Source organism: Mycobacterium sp. (genome assembly GCF_050700595.1).
Taxonomy (GTDB): Bacteria; Actinomycetota; Actinomycetes; order Mycobacteriales; family Mycobacteriaceae; genus Mycobacterium.
This window is the reverse complement of sequence record NZ_JBOHHI010000001.1, coordinates 1-16,426: the sequence shown is the minus strand read 5'-3', so window position 1 is coordinate 16,426 and position 16,426 is coordinate 1. Positions and strand designations below refer to the sequence as shown.

Sequence of the window (16,426 nt, the reverse complement as noted above, 5' to 3'; positions counted from 1 at the left end):
AATCGCTGTCGGATCTGCTCAAGGGTAAGCAGGGCCGGTTCCGGCAGAACCTGCTCGGTAAGCGCGTCGACTACTCGGGGCGTTCCGTCATCGTGGTCGGCCCACAGCTCAAGCTGCACCAGTGCGGCCTGCCGAAGCTGATGGCGCTGGAGCTGTTCAAGCCGTTCGTGATGAAGCGGCTGGTCGACCTGAACCATGCGCAGAACATCAAGAGCGCCAAGCGGATGGTGGAGCGTCAGCGTCCGCAGGTGTGGGATGTGCTTGAAGAGGTCATCGCCGAGCATCCGGTGCTGCTGAACCGCGCGCCGACCCTGCACCGGCTGGGTATTCAGGCTTTCGAGCCGATGCTGGTGGAAGGCAAGGCGATTCAGCTGCACCCGCTGGTCTGCGAGGCGTTCAACGCCGACTTTGACGGCGACCAGATGGCCGTGCACCTGCCGCTTTCAGCAGAGGCGCAGGCCGAGGCACGCATCCTGATGCTGTCCAGTAACAACATCCTGTCGCCGGCGTCGGGCCGTCCGCTGGCCATGCCGCGGCTGGACATGGTGACCGGGCTGTACTACCTGACCACCGAGATCGAAGGCGACACCGGCGAATATCGGCCGGCTGCCAAGGACCGTCCGGAGTCGGGTGTGTACGCGTCGCCGGCCGAGGCGATCATGGCCGCCGACCGCGGTGTGCTGTCGGTTCGTGCCAAGATCAGGGTGCGGCTGAGCCAGTTGCGCCCGCCGGCGGAAGTCGAGACCGAGCTGTTCGGCCAAAACGGTTGGCAGCCAGGTGAGTCCTGGATTGCGGATACCACGCTGGGCCGGGTGATGTTCAACGAGCTGCTGCCGATCGCCTATCCGTTCGTCAACACGCAGATGCACAAGAAGGTGCAGGCCGCGATCATCAACGACCTCGCCGAGCGCTACCCGATGATCGTCGTCGCTCAGACCGTCGACAAGCTGAAGGACGCCGGCTTCTACTGGGCCACCCGAAGCGGTGTCACGGTCTCCATGGCCGATGTGTTGGTGCCCCCGGGCAAGCAGGAGATCCTCGACGCCTACGAGGAGCGGGCCGACAAGGTCGAAAAGCAGTTCCAGCGCGGGGCTTTGAATCACGACGAGCGCAACGAGGCGTTGGTGGAGATCTGGAAGGAAGCCACCGACGAGGTCGGTGAAGCCCTGCGGGAGCACTACCCGCCGGACAATCCGATCATCACGATCGTCGAGTCGGGTGCCACCGGTAACTTCACCCAGACCCGAACCCTGGCCGGCATGAAGGGTCTGGTGACCAACCCCAAGGGTGAGTTCATCCCGCGCCCGATCAAGTCGTCCTTCCGTGAAGGCCTGACGGTGTTGGAGTACTTCATCAACACCCACGGCGCCCGAAAGGGTCTGGCGGACACCGCGTTGCGGACCGCCGACTCGGGTTACCTGACCCGTCGTCTGGTCGACGTCAGCCAGGATGTCATCGTTCGCGAGACCGACTGTGGTACCGAACGCGGCATCATGGTCGAGCTTGCCGAGCCTGGTCCAGACGGCGCGCTGATCCGCGACCCGCACATCGAAACCTCCGCGTACGCCCGCACTTTGGGTGCCGACGCGACCGACGAGGCAGGCAATGTCGTCGTCGCTCGTGGCGAGGACCTGGGTGACCCCCAGATCGATGCGCTACTCGCTGCCGGCATCACGCAGGTCAAGGTCCGCTCCGTGCTGACCTGCACCACCGGTACCGGTGTGTGCGCGACCTGCTACGGCCGTTCGATGGCCACCGGCAAGCTCGTCGACATCGGTGAGGCGGTGGGCATCGTCGCCGCCCAGTCCATCGGCGAACCCGGCACTCAGCTGACCATGCGGACCTTCCACCAGGGCGGCGTCGGTGAGGACATCACCGGTGGTCTGCCGCGGGTGCAGGAGCTGTTCGAGGCCCGGATCCCGCGGGACAAGGCGCCGATCGCCGACGTCACCGGCCGGGTGCGGCTCGAAGAGGGCGAGCGCTTCTACAAGATCACCGTCATCCCGGACGACGGCGGCGAGGAAGTGGTCTACGACAAGCTCTCCCGTCGACAGCGGTTGAAGGTGTTCAAGCACGACGACGGCACCGAGCGTCTGCTCGTCGATGGTGACCATGTCGAGGTGGGCCAGCAGTTGATGGAAGGCTCCGCCGACCCGCACGAGGTGCTGCGGGTGCAGGGCCCCCGCGAGGTGCAGATCCACTTGGTCAAGGAGGTCCAGGAGGTCTACCGGGCGCAGGGCGTGTCGATCCACGACAAGCACATCGAGGTGATCGTCCGGCAGATGCTGCGCCGGGTGACCATCATCGACTCGGGCTCGACGGAGTTCTTGCCCGGCTCGCTGATCGACCGCGCCGAGTTCGAGGCCGAGAACCGTCGGGTGGTGGCCGAGGGCGGCGAGCCCGCCGCCGGCCGCCCGGTGTTGATGGGAATCACCAAGGCGTCGCTGGCCACCGACTCGTGGCTGAGTGCGGCGTCGTTCCAGGAGACCACGCGAGTGCTGACCGATGCGGCGATCAACTGCCGCAGCGACAAGCTCAAGGGTCTGAAGGAGAACGTGATCATCGGCAAGCTGATCCCGGCCGGGACCGGGATCAGCCGCTACCGCAACATCCAGGTGCAGCCGACCGAGGAGGCCCGGGCCGCGGCGTACACGATCCCGTCGTACGAGGATCAGTACTACAGCCCGGACTTCGGCCAGGCCACCGGAGCCGCAGTTCCGCTGGACGACTACGGGTATTCCGACTACCGCTAGCCCGCTTCTTCGCCGAGTGTGAACGTGCTGCGAGTTTTTCGCCGAAATCTCGCAGCACGTTCACGCTCGGCGTGTTTCGTCGGAGCGTTTTCGGCTGCGGCCAGCTGTCTCGATGGCCTGGCCCACCGCGGCGGCGGCCTCGCCCAATTGCTGGAGCTGCACCGGGCTCAACGGCTTGATGACCAGCTCCTGCACTAGGTGCGTGTGGCCGGGAGCAGCGGCACGAATCATCTCCGCGCCCGCGGCGGTGAGCGCGACGGTGCTTGCCCTTCGGTCGTTCTCGCAGGGCCGCTTGGTGACCCAGCCTCGCTTCTCCAGTCGAGAAATCAGATGCGACAGCCGTGACAGTGAGGAGTTCGCCCGGTAGGCGAGGTCGTTCATCTGCAGCGTCCGGTCCGGGCTCTCCGACAGAGCCGCCAGGACCAGGTATTCGTACATGGACAGCCCGGCGTCGCGCTGCAGATCGCTGTCAAGCGCGCTGGGCAGCGTCATGAGCAGCCCCACTACCTGCCGCCAGGCTTGTTGTTGGTCGTCGTCGAGCCACGGCTCGGGTGCTGCGGCGGGCGTCTCGGTCGGATCCATGATTTCAGGCTAAACACCATAGGTTGACGCTTCAAGTTTGTCAGCGTAGTTTTGGTTGAAGCATCAACTATTGGAGAGGGGAACGCTCATGAAGTTCGGAATGATCGGCGCGGGAGAACTGTCCCGCGCCATCGCCGGTCAGGCGATCAGGACCGGCCACGACGTCGTCTTCAGCAACCGTCGCGGTCCGGAGACGCTCACCGACCTGGTGGACGCCTTCGGCCCACGAGCCTCGGCGGGCACCGTGGCCGAGGCCGGCGCCGCCGATTTCGTCGTACTGGCAGTCAACTGGGACAGCGTCGGCGAGGCGGTGCGCGATCTTCCCTACCGCGAGGGGCGAATAGTCGTCGATGCCACCAATCAGTGGGCGGCGCCACCCCCCGATTTCATCATCGACCACCTCGAGGTCGGGGGCAGCGAACTGGTCGCCTCGCTGATCCCCGGGGCGCACGTGATCAAGGCGTTCGACAACATGTACGCCCCCAAAATTGCTGCCGATCCTGTCACCGACGCCGGCCGTCGCATCCTGTTCTACGCTGGCGACGATCAGGACTCCAAAGACCTGTTCCGCTCGGTCGTCGCCGGCTTCGGGTATGCGCCGGTCGATCTCGGTCCCCTTCGAATGGGCCGCTTGATGCAGGTGGACGGTCCGCTGACCCAACTGCACGCCATCCGCGAGTCCGTTCGTCACCCTGTGCCGGGAACGGCGAAAAGCGCACTCGCATCCGAACTGCCAGCCGGCACTTGGACCATCGACTCGGCTCATTCGTCGATCACCTTCGCGGTGCGCCATCTGGTGGTCAGCAGGGTGCGGGGCACCCTGGGTACCTTCAGCGGTGCGATCACCGTCTCCGGCGTGGGCGCGCCCTCGGTGTCGGCGCAGATCGCAGTCGGCTCAGTCAACACCGGCAACGAAAACCGTGACCACCATCTGAGGGCAGCCGAGTTCTTCGACGTCGAGCACTACCCGACCGCCACATTCACCTCCACCGGCGTGTGGCCAGACGGCGCCGACGGCTACGTCCTGGAAGGTGACTTCACCCTGAAGGGCGTCACCAAGCCGGTCAGCCTTGCCTTGGCGTTCAACGGGATCAGCCCCGGCATGGGCCGCGGGCCGGTGGCCGGGTTTGAAGCCTCAGTCGTGCTGAACCGCAGAGACTTCGGCATCGACATCAACATGCCGGTGGAAACCGGCGGCGTCGTCTTGGGCGACAAGGTCAGCCTCACGCTGGACATCGAAGCGCTGAAGACCGACTGACGACACAGGCATTCTCGCCACTACCGGACAAGGACCCCCGACATGATCCGACCCATCCGCATCGGCGTCCTACTGCAGCCCGGCAACGCGCCGGACTACGCCACCTGGCGTAGCGCGGTACTGCACGCCGAAGAACTCGGCGCCGACCTGATCTTCGGCTGGGACCACTTCCACAGGCCCCACATGGAGGACGTCAACGGACCGCACTGGCCAGCTGGGGCGAGATCACCCAGCGCGCCGAGATCGGGCTGCTGGTGACCGGCATCGGCGCAGGCTGGTACGAAAAGGACTACACCACCTACGGATACGAGTTCGGCAGCTGGCAGTCACGCTTCGACCTGTTCGATGCCGGCCTGGAACGCATCGAGGCGTGCCTGGGTCACCTGATCCCGCCCTCAGTCCGCAAAATACCCATCCTCATCGGCGGTGCCGGTCCCAGGCGGACGTTGCCCGCGGTGGCACGCTACGCCGACATTCGGCACACCTTCCTCTCGGTGGAGGGGTTCACCGAAGCCAGCGCCCGAGTCGACGAGTTGGCGCTGGCCGCGGGACGCTCGGGAAGCGACATCGAACGCTCGGTGCACTGGCTCGGCGCTGAAAGTGCCGACGCATACCGCCAGGCCGGTGCGAGCACGTTCATCACCGAGATTGCCCCGACCCCACCACGGGTTACGACTTCAGTACCCTGAAGGAAATGCTGGTCTGGCGTGACTGTCAGCAGTGACGGGTTGTCAGTGACCCGGCGGGTTTTACGCTGGGGGTCTTGCCGGCATCTGCTCATGGGAGTCGCCGGTCACTAGACTGGCGGCGTGCTCATCGGTTCGCATGTAAGCCCGCAAGATCCGCTCGCCGCGGCGGAGGCCGACGGCGCCGACGCGGTGCAGATCTTCCTCGGCAATCCGCAGAGCTGGAAAGCGCCCAAACCGCGCGACGACGCCGCCCGGCTACGGGAGGCGGCGCTGCCGATCTATGTGCATGCGCCGTATCTCATCAACGTCGCCTCGGCGAACAACCGGGTGCGCATCCCGTCGCGCAAGATCCTGCAGGACACTTGCAACGCAGCCGCCGACATTGCGGCCACCGCCGTGATCGTGCACGGTGGTCATGCTGACGACGATGACATCCAGGCGGGTTGTGAGCGGTGGCGCAAGGCGCTCGACCAGCTCGAAACCGAAGTTCCGGTGTATCTGGAGAACACCGCCGGCGGCGACCACGCGATGGCCCGCCATTTCGACACGATCGCGCGGCTGTGGGACCACATCGGTGACAGCGGTATCGGCCTTTGCCTCGACACCTGCCACACGTGGGCCGCGGGCGAGTCGTTGGTCGACGCGGTCGATCGGATCAAGGCGATCACCGGCCGGATCGACCTCGTGCACTGCAACGACTCCAAAGACGCGGCGGGCTCGGGCGCGGACCGCCACGCCAACATCGGCACCGGGCAAATCGATCCGGAGCTGCTCGTCGCCATCGTCCGGGCCGCCGATGCGCCGGTGATCTGTGAGACCGCCGACGAGCACCGCAAGGATGACATCGCTTTTCTTCGCGACCGCGTCGGCTAGGGCCACCGGCGTTAGAGCGTATTACGTCTATTGTGCGACTGTCGAAAAAATGTAACACTGGACCCATGCCTGACACACACGTCGTCACCAACCAGGTCCCGCCGCTCGAGAACCACAACCCGGCGTCATCACCGGTACTCATCGAGGCGCTGATCCGCGAGGGCGGGCAATGGGGCGTCGACGAGGTCACCGAGGTGGGCGCGCTGTCCGGATCCGCGCAGGTTCAGCGGTGGGGTGAGCTGGCCGACCGCAACCGGCCGATCCTGCGCACCCACGACCGCTACGGCCACCGGATCGACGAAGTGGAGTACGACCCGGCCTACCACGAGCTGATGCGGATGGCGATCGCGCACGGTCTGCACGCAGCGCCGTGGGCCGACGCACGACCCGGCACGCACGTGGTGCGCGCCGCCAAGACCGGCGTGTGGACTGCCGAGCCAGGGCACATGTGCCCGATTTCGATGACCTACGCCGTCGTCCCGGCGCTGCGCAACAACCCCGAGCTGGCAGAGGTCTATGAGCCGCTGCTGACCAGTCGCGACTACGACCCGCAATTGACTGTGCCGACGACGAAGCCCGGCATCACCGCGGGCATGTCGATGACCGAGAAGCAGGGTGGCTCCGACGTCCGCGCCGGCACCACCCAGGCCGCCCGCACCGCCGACGGCAGCTACAGCCTGACCGGTCACAAGTGGTTCACCTCGGCGCCGATGTGTGACATCTTCCTGGTGCTCGCCCAGGCGCCGGACGGACTGTCGTGCTTCGTGCTGCCCCGGGTGCTGCCCGACGGCACCCGCAACCGCATGCTTTTGCAGCGGCTCAAGGACAAACTCGGCAATCACGCCAACGCCTCCAGCGAGGTCGAGTACGACGGCGCCACCGCCTGGTTGGTCGGTGAGGAGGGGCGCGGCGTGTCGACCATCATCGAGATGGTCAACCTGACTCGGCTGGACTGCGCGCTGGGCAGCGCCACCAGTATGCGCAACGGCCTGACCCGTGCCGTCTACCATGCCCAGCACCGGAAGGCATTCGGCGCGTACCTGATCGATCAGCCGCTCATGCGTAATGTCCTGGCGGACTTGGCGGTCGAAGCCGAAGCGGCCACCATGGTGGCGATGCGGATGGCGGGCGCAACCGACAAGGCGATCAACGGTGACGAGACCGAAACGCTGCTTCGCCGCATCGGGTTGGCCGCTACCAAATACTGGGTGTGCAAACGCGCCACGCCGCACGCCGCCGAGGCGATGGAGTGCCTGGGCGGCAACGGCTACATCGAAGACTTCGGCATGCCGCGGCTGTACCGGGAAGCGCCGCTGATGGGCATTTGGGAGGGCTCCGGCAATGTCAGCGCGCTGGACACGTTGCGCGCCCTGGGAACTCGCTCCGAATGCATCGACGTGCTATTCGCCGAGCTGGCCAAGACCACCGGGCAGGACCCGCGGCTGGACGCCCACGTCGACGCGCTCAAGCCGCAGCTGACCGACTTCGAGACCATCCAATACCGCGCCCGCAGGATTGCCGAAGACATCTGCCTGGCGCTGCAGGGGGCGCTGCTGGTGCGCCACGGGCATCCGGCCGTCGCCGAGGCGTTCCTGGCGACCCGCCTCGGTGGCCAGTGGGGCGGTGCGTACGGCACCATGCCCACCGGCCTGGACCTGGCGCCGATCCTCGAGCGCGCGATGGTCAAAGGATGACTCACGCGATCAGACCGGTCGACTTCGACAACCTGAAGACGATGACCTATGAGGTCACCGACCGGGTTGCCCGGATCACCTTCAACCGGCCGGAGAAGGGCAACGCGATCATCGCCGACACCCCACTGGAGTTGTCGGCGTTGGTGGAACGCGCCGATCTGGACCCGAACGTCCACGTCATCCTGGTGTCCGGTCGTGGTGAAGGGTTTTGTGCGGGTTTCGACCTGAGCGCCTACGCCGAAGGGCAGTCCTCGGCGGGCGGCGGCGCCGCGTACAAGGGCACCGTGCTGGACGGCAAAACCCAGGCGATCAACCATCTTCCCGACCAGCCGTGGGACCCGATGATCGACTATCAGATGATGAGCCGGTTCGTGCGCGGGTTCTCGGCCCTGATGCACGCCGACAAGCCGGCCGTGGTCAAGATCCACGGCTACTGCGTGGCCGGCGGCACCGATATCGCGCTGCACGCCGACCAGGTGATCGCGGCCGCCGACGCCAAGATCGGCTACCCGCCCACCCGGGTCTGGGGGGTGCCCGCCGCGGGGCTGTGGGCGCACCGGCTCGGTGACCAGCGCGCCAAACGCCTGCTGCTGACCGGGGATTGCATCACCGGTGCGCAAGCCGCCGAGTGGGGATTGGCGGTCGAGGCACCGGACGCCAAAGACCTCGACGAGCGCACCGAAAGACTCGTGGGCCGCATCGCCGCCGTCCCGGTCAACCAGCTGATCATGGTCAAGCTCGCGCTGAATTCGGCGCTGCTGCAACAGGGTGTGGCCACCAGCAGGATGGTCAGTACGGTGTTCGACGGCATCGCCCGGCACACGCCCGAGGGGCATGCGTTCGTCGCCGACGCGGTCGAGCACGGCTTCCGGGACGCGGTGCGCCACCGCGACGAGCCGTTCGGCGACTACGGACGCACGTCATCGCAGGTATAGCCGATGCCGAAGACGTTGGCGCGCATGACCGCCCGGTCGGTGGTGCTGTCGGTGCTGCTCGGTGCGCACCCGGCATGGGCCAGTGCGGCCGAATTGATCAGGCTCACCAGTGATTTCGGTATCAAGGAGACCACGCTGCGGGTGGCGCTGACGCGGATGGTCAGTGCCGGCGACCTGATCCATTCCGCCGACGGCTACCGGCTCTCCGACCGGCTGCTGGCCCGCCAGCGTCGTCAGGACGACGCCATGCTTCCGCGGGTGCGGCCATGGCGTGGATACTGGACCACCGTGATCGTGACCAGCGTGGGCACCGATGCCCGCACCCGCGCACTTCTGCGAACGATGCTGCACGACAAGCGGTTCGGCGAACTACGTGAAGGGGTGTGGATGCGCCCCGACAACCTCGGTCTCGAACTGGATGCCGAGGTCCGTGCCCGGGCCCGGATCGTCAAGGTCTGCGACGACGAGCCTGCCGACCTGGCCGGGCAGCTGTGGGATCTGTCGGCATGGGCGCGCACCGGGCACCGTCTGCTCGACGAGATGACCGCTGCGACCGACGTTCCCGTCCGGTTCGTGGTCGCGGCGGCGATGGTGCGCCACCTGCTGACCGACCCGATGCTGCCGGCCGAACTGCTGCCCGCCGACTGGCCGGGTGAGCAGCTGCGCGCCGCCTATAACGACTTTGCCGCCGAACTGTCCGGGCGGCGCAACGGTACCCGACCAGACGGTATCCAACTACGGGAGGCGAGATGAGCGATCCGGTGCGCGTCGAGCGCAATGGGCCGGTTACCACGGTGATCCTGAACCGGCCGGAGGCCCGCAACGCCGTCAACGGGCCGACGGCCGCCGCGCTGTTCGCCGCGTTCGAGCAATTCGACAGCGACGACACCACCGCGGTGGCGGTGCTGTGGGGCGATCACGGGACATTTTGCGCGGGAGCGGATTTGAAGGCATTCGGCACACCGGACGCCAATCCGGTACACCGGACCGGCCCCGGCCCGATGGGGCCCACCCGGATGGTGCTGTCCAAACCGGTGATCGCCGCGGTGAGCGGCCACGCGGTGGCCGGCGGTCTGGAGTTGGCGTTGTGGTGCGACCTGCGGGTCGCCGAGGAGGACGCGGTGTTCGGGGTGTTCTGCCGGCGGTGGGGCGTTCCGCTGATCGACGGCGGGACCATCCGACTGCCCCGGCTGATCGGCCACAGCCGGGCGATGGACATGATCCTCACCGGCCGCGGCGTCGACGCCGCCGAGGCGTTGGCGATCGGACTGGCCAATCGCGTCGTGCCCAACGGGCAGGCCCGCGAAGCCGCCGAAGAGCTTGCCGCTCAGTTGGCCGCGCTGCCGCAGCAGTGCATGCGATCGGATCGGCGCTCGGCGCTGCACCAGTGGGGGGCGGCCGAATCAGACGCGCTGGACTACGAATTCGCCAGCATCTCCCGGGTTGCCGCAGAAGCGCGCGAGGGCGCGGGACGGTTTGCGGCCGGAGCCGGCCGCCATGGCGCCCCGGCCTGAGGCCAAGCTAGCCCTTGTTGACGGTGTTGCCGGAGCCGACGTTGTGGACCTTGGGGTCGCCGTTGCGGTAGGTGATGGTGTTGTTGAACCCGCCGATGCTGAGGTCCTTGTCGATCTTGTCGATGGTGATCTTGTTGTCCATTCCGGCGATGCGCACCGACGAGCAGGTGCCTTTGACGGTCAGCGTGTTGTTCGAGCCACCCACGTTGAGCGATTTCCCGTCGCCGCAATCCAAATCGGTGGTGGTCCCAAACGATCCGTACTCGATCGTGTTTCCGACATCGAATTCCGCGCCCGAGCTTGCGGTGGTGGTGGTGGTGCTGCTGCTGGTGGACGGCGCCGCGTTCTTGTTGCTCGAACCGCACCCGGCCAGCCCGAAAACCACCAGTACGACAGCCAGCGCCAGGATTGTGTGCGCGCGCATCTCAGGCCGCCGCACGATCGATACGGTTGACCATTCCCAGTTCGCGGCCACGGTCCCAGATGACCGGGTCGCCATTGTGGAAGTAGACCGTTTCGCCGGAGCCGTACACGATGATGTTGTCGACGACGGTGTCAGCAACCACAGTGTTTCCCGAGCCCATGACCGTCACCGCCCAGCAGGTCCCCAATGCGTTGACGGTGTTATCTGTGCCGTTGACGAGCAGCGTGGCACCGTTGCAGTCCAGCGTCTGCTCGACACCTTCGCCGGTGACGTGGGTGTCGCCGTTCTTGGCGTGCGCGGTGGGCGCACCGGGGGTCAAGGTGAACGGGATCGCGATCGTGAGGGTGACCACCGCTCGGCCCAGGGTCCCTAACGTGATGGTCTGCACCGCGGGCTCCTCTCACAATAAGCGCGTGACCTGCTGGGAGAGAGCCTACGTGCATCGCCGCGCGCGATGACGACCTTCGGGTGAACTAGAGTTCTTCGTTGACTTCGGATCCGTTCGATGGGTCAACGCACACCGAGGGGCGATCGCGATGGCAGCTCAACCGGAAGCATCCGGTGGTCGGTCGCGGGCCGGGGGAAAGGCGGGAAAGGCCCCGGCCCGTGGAACCAAGCTGAGCCGCGAGATCATCGTCAATGCCGCGCTCACCTTCTTAGACCGGGAAGGCTGGGACGCGCTGACGATCAACGCGCTGGCGACCCAGCTCGGAACCAAAGGGCCGTCGTTGTACAACCACGTGCACAGCCTGGAGGATCTGCGCCGCACCGTGCGGATGCGGGTGATAGACGACATCATCACGATGCTGAACCGGGTCGGCCAGGGCAGGGCCCGCGACGACGCCGTGCTGGTCATGGCCGGCGCTTACCGCAGCTACGCCCACCACCATCCCGGTCGCTATTCGGCGTTCACCCGGATGCCACTGGGCGGTGACGACCCCGAGTACACCGCCGCCACCAAGGGCGCGGCCGCACCGGTGATCGCCGTACTGTCCTCCTACGGCCTGTCCGGCGAGGATGCCTTTAATGCGGCGTTGGAGTTCTGGTCGGCACTGCATGGGTTCGTATTGCTGGAAATGACCGGCGTGATGGACGACAGCGACACCGACGCGGTCTTCTCCGACATGGTGCTGCGACTGGCGGCCGGCTTGGAGCACCGCAGCAGGTAAGCCACCGACGTCGCAGCTGCTTTGACCTGTCCGACCAGCGGCGGGTATTGTGGATGCTCGCGCCCGGCCGCGTATGGCGCCTTAGCTGACGTAAGGTGCGCACGCCGGGCAATTCGCATGTCCATGACGCCACGGATGATCCGGGGCCAAGCGCGTGCGACACACCCGGACGCGGGGTACTGCGGTCGGGCGTAACTGCAGTACAGGCTCGAACAACAACACAGAAAGCCGGTAGATGCCAACCATCCAGCAGCTGGTCCGCAAGGGGCGCCGCGACAAGATCGGCAAGGTCAAGACCGCGGCCCTCAAGGGCAGCCCGCAGCGCCGTGGCGTGTGCACTCGGGTGTACACCACCACCCCGAAGAAGCCGAACTCGGCTCTTCGGAAGGTGGCGCGCGTCAAGCTGACCAGCCAGGTTGAGGTCACCGCATACATTCCCGGCGAGGGCCACAACCTGCAGGAGCACTCGATGGTGCTGGTGCGCGGCGGACGGGTGAAGGACCTGCCGGGTGTGCGCTACAAGATCATCCGCGGCTCACTGGACACCCAGGGTGTCAAGGACCGCAAGCAGGCTCGCAGCCGCTATGGCGCCAAGAAGGAGAAGAGCTGATGCCGCGCAAGGGGCCCGCGCCGAAGCGTCCGCTGGTCAATGACCCGGTCTACGGGTCGCAGCTGGTCACTCAGCTGGTGAACAAGGTTCTTCTCCGGGGGAAGAAATCGCTCGCCGAACGTATTGTTTACGGTGCGCTCGAACAGGCCCGCGAGAAGACCGGCAGCGATCCGGTGATCACCCTCAAGCGGGCTCTCGACAACGTCAAGCCGGCTTTGGAGGTCCGTAGCCGCCGCGTCGGTGGTGCCACCTATCAGGTGCCCGTCGAGGTGCGGCCGGACCGGTCCACCACACTGGCGCTGCGCTGGCTGGTCAGCTTCTCCCGGCAGCGCCGGGAGAAGACCATGGTCGAGCGCCTGGCGAACGAGATCCTGGATGCCAGCAATGGCCTTGGGGCCTCCGTCAAGCGGCGTGAGGACACCCACAAGATGGCCGAGGCGAACCGCGCCTTCGCACACTATCGCTGGTGACAGCCACCGGCGGCAGGGCGGCCGGAGGCGAGAAAGACAGCAACTAAGCAAGCAACCGAAAGTGGGAAGACTTCTGTGGCACAGAAGGACGTGCTGACCGACCTGAGCAAGGTCCGAAACTTCGGCATCATGGCGCACATCGATGCCGGCAAGACGACGACCACCGAACGCATCCTCTACTACACCGGTATCACCTACAAGATCGGCGAGGTCCACGACGGCGCCGCCACGATGGACTGGATGGCCCAAGAGCAGGAGCGGGGGATCACCATCACCTCCGCCGCCACCACGACGTTCTGGAAAGACAACCAGCTCAACATCATCGACACACCGGGCCACGTTGATTTCACCGTCGAGGTGGAGCGCAACCTGCGGGTGCTCGACGGTGCCGTCGCCGTGTTCGACGGCAAGGAAGGCGTTGAGCCGCAGTCCGAGCAGGTGTGGCGCCAAGCCGACAAGTACAACGTTCCGCGGATCTGCTTCGTCAACAAGATGGACAAGATCGGCGCCGACTTCTACTTCTCGGTCAAGACGATGGAAGAGCGGCTCGGTGCCAACGCGGTGCCGATCCAGTTGCCGATCGGCTCGGAGAGCGAGTTCGAGGGTGTTGTCGACCTGGTCGAGATGAACGCCAAGGTATGGCGCGGCGAAACCAAACTCGGCGAGCACTACGACGTTGTGGACATCCCGGCCGAGCTGGTCGAAACGGCCGAGGAGTACCGCAGCAAGCTGTTGGAAACCGTCGCCGAGTCCGACGAGCACCTGCTGGAGAAGTACGTCGGCGGCGAGGAGATCACCGTCGACGAGATCAGGGGCGCGATCCGCAAACTGACGATCGCCAGTGAGATCTACCCGGTGCTGTGCGGCAGCGCGTTCAAGAACAAAGGCGTGCAGCCGATGCTGGACGCGGTGGTCGACTACCTGCCGTCGCCACTGGACGTGCCACCGGCGGCCGGGCACGCGCCGGGTCACGAGGACGAGGAGATCGTCCGGCACGCCACCACCGACGAGCCGTTCTCGGCGCTGGCGTTCAAGATCGCTACCCACCCGTTCTTCGGCAAGCTCACCTACATCCGGGTGTACTCGGGCACCGTGGAGTCCGGCAGCCAGGTCATCAACGCCACCAAGGGCAAGAAGGAGCGGCTGGGCAAGCTGTTCCAGATGCACTCCAACAAGGAAAACCCTGTTGAAAGGGCCAGTGCGGGTCACATTTACGCGGTGATCGGCCTCAAGGACACCACCACCGGCGACACCCTGAGCGACCCGAACGAGCAGATCGTGCTGGAGTCGATGACGTTCCCGCACCCGGTGATCGAGGTGGCCATCGAGCCGAAGACCAAGAGCGACCAGGAAAAGCTGAGTCTGTCCATCCAGAAGCTGGCCGAGGAGGACCCGACCTTCAAGGTGCATCTGGACTCCGAGACCGGCCAGACCGTGATCGGCGGGATGGGCGAGCTGCACCTGGACATCCTGGTCGAACGCATGCGCCGGGAATTCAAGGTCGAGGCCAACGTCGGCAAGCCGCAGGTGGCCTACAAGGAGACGATCCGCCTCAAGGTCCAGCACGTCGAGTACACCCACAAGAAGCAGACCGGCGGCTCGGGCCAGTTCGCGAAGGTCATCATCACCGTCGAGCCGTTCACCGGCGAAGACGGCGCTACCTACGAGTTCGCGAACAAGGTCACCGGTGGGCGGGTGCCGCGCGAGTACATCCCGTCGGTGGACGCCGGTGCGCAGGACGCCATGGCCTACGGCGTGCTGGCCGGCTACCCGCTGGTGAACCTGAAGGTCACGCTGGAAGACGGCGCGTTCCATGAGGTGGACTCGTCAGAAATGGCGTTCAAGATCGCCGGTTCGCACGCGCTGAAGAAGGCGGCCGGACAGGCACAGCCGGTGATCCTGGAACCGATTATGGCCGTCGAGGTCACCACGCCCGAGGATTACATGGGCGACGTGATCGGCGACCTGAACTCCCGCCGTGGTCAGATTCAGGCCATGGACGAGCGTGGCGGCGCACGTGTGGTCAAAGCACATGTGCCGCTGTCGGAGATGTTCGGCTACGTCGGCGACCTGAGGTCGAAGACTCAAGGCCGGGCGAACTACTCCATGGTCTTCGACTCGTACGCTGAAGTGCCGGCGAACGTGTCGAAGGAAATCATCGCGAAGGCGACGGGCGAGTAGGCGGAGCCTACGAGACGGGGAGTAATCTTGCCCGGTCACTACCGGGGCACAACTGAAACCATCAACACTGCTTTAACAAGCACTGACAAGTCCAGGAGGACACAGAAGTGGCGAAGGCGAAGTTCCAGCGGACGAAGCCGCACGTCAACATCGGGACCATCGGTCACGTTGACCACGGCAAGACCACGCTGACCGCGGCTATCACGAAGGTCCTGCACGATAAGTACCCGGAGTTGAACGAGACGAAGGCGTTCGACCAGATCGACAATGCGCCCGAGGAGCGTTCGCGCGGTATCACCATCAACATCGCGCACGTCGAGTATCAGACCGAGAAGCGTCACTATGCGCACGTCGACGCCCCGGGCCACGCCGACTACATCAAGAACATGATCACCGGCGCCGCTCAGATGGACGGCGCGATCCTGGTGGTCGCCGCCACGGACGGCCCGATGCCGCAGACCCGCGAGCACGTGCTGCTGGCCCGTCAGGTCGGGGTGCCCTACATCCTGGTCGCGCTGAACAAGGCCGACATGGTCGACGACGAGGAGCTGCTCGAGCTCGTCGAGATGGAGGTCCGGGAACTGCTGGCCGCCCAGGAGTTCGACGAGGAGGCCCCGGTCATCCGGGTGTCGGCGCTCAAAGCGCTCGAGGGTGACCCGAAGTGGGTCGAATCCGTCGAGGAGCTGATGAAAGCGGTCGACGAGTCGATTCCCGACCCGGTCCGCGACACCGAGAAGCCGTTCCTGATGCCGGTTGAGGACGTCTTCACGATCACCGGCCGTGGCACCGTCGTCACCGGCCGCGTCGAGCGCGGCGTGATCAACGTCAACGAGGAAGTCGAGATCGTCGGCATCCGGCCGGAGACCACCAAGACCACGGTCACCGGTGTGGAGATGTTCCGCAAGCTGCTCGACCAGGGCCAGGCGGGCGACAATGTCGGCTGCCTGCTGCGCGGCACCAAGCGCGAGGACGTCGAGCGCGGCCAGGTGCTGTGCAAGCCCGGCTCGGTCAAGCCGCACAAGAAGTTCGAGGCGGAAGTCTACATCCTGACCAAGGATGAGGGCGGCCGGCACACGCCGTTCTTCGCCAATTACCGGCCGCAATTCTTCTTCGGCACCACCGATGTCACCGGCACCATCAGCCGTCCCGAGGGGACGGAAATGGTGATGCCGGGCGACAACACCGAGATGACGGTGGAGTTGGGCAAGCCGATCGCCATGGTCGAAGGTTTGCGGTTCGCCATCCGTGAGGGTGGACGCACCGTGGCCTCGGGC

15 protein-coding genes and 2 pseudogenes are annotated in these 16,426 nt (G+C 65.7%); 14 read left to right on the top strand and 3 right to left on the bottom strand.

Features of this window, described 5'->3' with window-relative positions; genetic code table 11:
- A partial coding sequence (gene rpoC, locus ACRDTL_RS00085) for a DNA-directed RNA polymerase subunit beta' (RefSeq protein WP_431504690.1) occupies positions 1 to 2,753 on the top strand: 2,753 nt, incomplete at its 5' end.
- 60 nt (positions 2,754 to 2,813) lie between these two features.
- On the opposite strand, the gene ACRDTL_RS00080 is transcribed toward rpoC, so the two are convergent.
- The gene (locus tag ACRDTL_RS00080; protein WP_431504689.1) at positions 2,814 to 3,335 is read right to left on the bottom strand and encodes a MarR family winged helix-turn-helix transcriptional regulator; all 522 of its coding nucleotides are present in this window, start codon (positions 3,333 to 3,335) and stop codon (positions 2,814 to 2,816) included.
- Between the two features lie 88 nt (positions 3,336 to 3,423).
- On the opposite strand from ACRDTL_RS00080, the pseudogene ACRDTL_RS00075 reads away from it, so the two are divergent.
- The 8 genes and pseudogenes from ACRDTL_RS00075 to ACRDTL_RS00040 form a co-directional block, all read left to right on the top strand.
- Positions 3,424 to 3,684: pseudogene (locus ACRDTL_RS00075) on the top strand (NAD(P)-binding domain-containing protein); the annotation flags it as partial.
- Between the two features lie 345 nt (positions 3,685 to 4,029).
- Positions 4,030 to 4,593 carry a YceI family protein gene (locus ACRDTL_RS00070; RefSeq protein ID WP_431504694.1) on the top strand — a complete coding sequence of 188 codons (564 nt, stop codon included), beginning with the start codon at positions 4,030 to 4,032 and terminating at the stop codon, positions 4,591 to 4,593.
- A 42-nt stretch (positions 4,594 to 4,635) separates the two neighbouring features.
- Positions 4,636 to 5,317, top strand: a pseudogene (locus ACRDTL_RS00065) (LLM class F420-dependent oxidoreductase).
- Positions 5,318 to 5,402: 85 nt separating this feature from the next.
- Positions 5,403 to 6,155 (top strand): deoxyribonuclease IV, encoded by a 753-nt coding sequence (locus ACRDTL_RS00060; RefSeq protein WP_431504688.1) that lies wholly within the window; start codon positions 5,403 to 5,405, stop codon positions 6,153 to 6,155.
- Positions 6,156 to 6,220: 65 nt separating this feature from the next.
- On the top strand, positions 6,221 to 7,849 hold the full coding sequence (locus ACRDTL_RS00055) for an acyl-CoA dehydrogenase family protein (RefSeq protein WP_431504687.1): 1,629 nt from the start codon (positions 6,221 to 6,223) through the stop codon (positions 7,847 to 7,849).
- A complete protein-coding gene (locus tag ACRDTL_RS00050; protein WP_431504686.1) occupies positions 7,846 to 8,784 on the top strand; it encodes a crotonase/enoyl-CoA hydratase family protein in 939 nt (312 codons plus the stop codon). Before ACRDTL_RS00055 ends, ACRDTL_RS00050 begins: the two co-directional genes overlap by 4 nt.
- A 15-nt stretch (positions 8,785 to 8,799) precedes the next feature.
- The gene (locus tag ACRDTL_RS00045; RefSeq protein WP_431504693.1) at positions 8,800 to 9,537 is read left to right on the top strand and encodes a PaaX family transcriptional regulator C-terminal domain-containing protein; all 738 of its coding nucleotides are present in this window, start codon (positions 8,800 to 8,802) and stop codon (positions 9,535 to 9,537) included.
- Positions 9,534 to 10,298: a crotonase/enoyl-CoA hydratase family protein gene (locus ACRDTL_RS00040; RefSeq protein WP_431504685.1), complete on the top strand. Its 765-nt coding sequence runs from the start codon at positions 9,534 to 9,536 to the stop codon at positions 10,296 to 10,298. Before ACRDTL_RS00045 ends, ACRDTL_RS00040 begins: the two co-directional genes overlap by 4 nt.
- A gap of 7 nt (positions 10,299 to 10,305) precedes the next feature.
- On the opposite strand, the gene ACRDTL_RS00035 is transcribed toward ACRDTL_RS00040, so the two are convergent.
- Positions 10,306 to 10,722: a DUF3060 domain-containing protein gene (locus tag ACRDTL_RS00035; RefSeq protein ID WP_431504692.1), complete on the bottom strand. Its 417-nt coding sequence runs from the start codon at positions 10,720 to 10,722 to the stop codon at positions 10,306 to 10,308.
- A gap of 1 nt (position 10,723) precedes the next feature.
- Positions 10,724 to 11,086, bottom strand: a complete 363-nt coding sequence (locus tag ACRDTL_RS00030; protein ID WP_431504691.1) for a DUF3060 domain-containing protein — start codon at positions 11,084 to 11,086, stop codon at positions 10,724 to 10,726.
- A 172-nt stretch (positions 11,087 to 11,258) separates the two neighbouring features.
- Here ACRDTL_RS00030 and ACRDTL_RS00025 point away from each other — a divergent pair, with 172 nt between their 5' ends.
- From ACRDTL_RS00025 to tuf, 5 genes are all read left to right on the top strand, one after another.
- A complete protein-coding gene (locus ACRDTL_RS00025) occupies positions 11,259 to 11,891 on the top strand; it encodes a TetR/AcrR family transcriptional regulator (RefSeq protein ID WP_431504684.1) in 633 nt (210 codons plus the stop codon).
- Positions 11,892 to 12,126: 235 nt separating this feature from the next.
- Positions 12,127 to 12,501 (top strand): 30S ribosomal protein S12, encoded by a 375-nt coding sequence (rpsL, locus tag ACRDTL_RS00020; protein WP_431504683.1) that lies wholly within the window; start codon positions 12,127 to 12,129, stop codon positions 12,499 to 12,501.
- The gene (rpsG, locus tag ACRDTL_RS00015) at positions 12,501 to 12,971 is read left to right on the top strand and encodes a 30S ribosomal protein S7 (RefSeq protein WP_431504682.1); all 471 of its coding nucleotides are present in this window, start codon (positions 12,501 to 12,503) and stop codon (positions 12,969 to 12,971) included. The genes rpsL and rpsG overlap by 1 nt, the downstream gene beginning before the upstream one ends.
- Before the next feature lie 75 nt (positions 12,972 to 13,046).
- Positions 13,047 to 15,152 (top strand): elongation factor G, encoded by a 2,106-nt coding sequence (gene fusA, locus ACRDTL_RS00010; RefSeq protein ID WP_431504681.1) that lies wholly within the window; start codon positions 13,047 to 13,049, stop codon positions 15,150 to 15,152.
- Between the two features lie 107 nt (positions 15,153 to 15,259).
- Positions 15,260 to 16,426: elongation factor Tu (gene tuf, locus ACRDTL_RS00005; RefSeq protein WP_431504680.1), on the top strand; the 1,167-nt coding region annotated here is incomplete at its 3' end.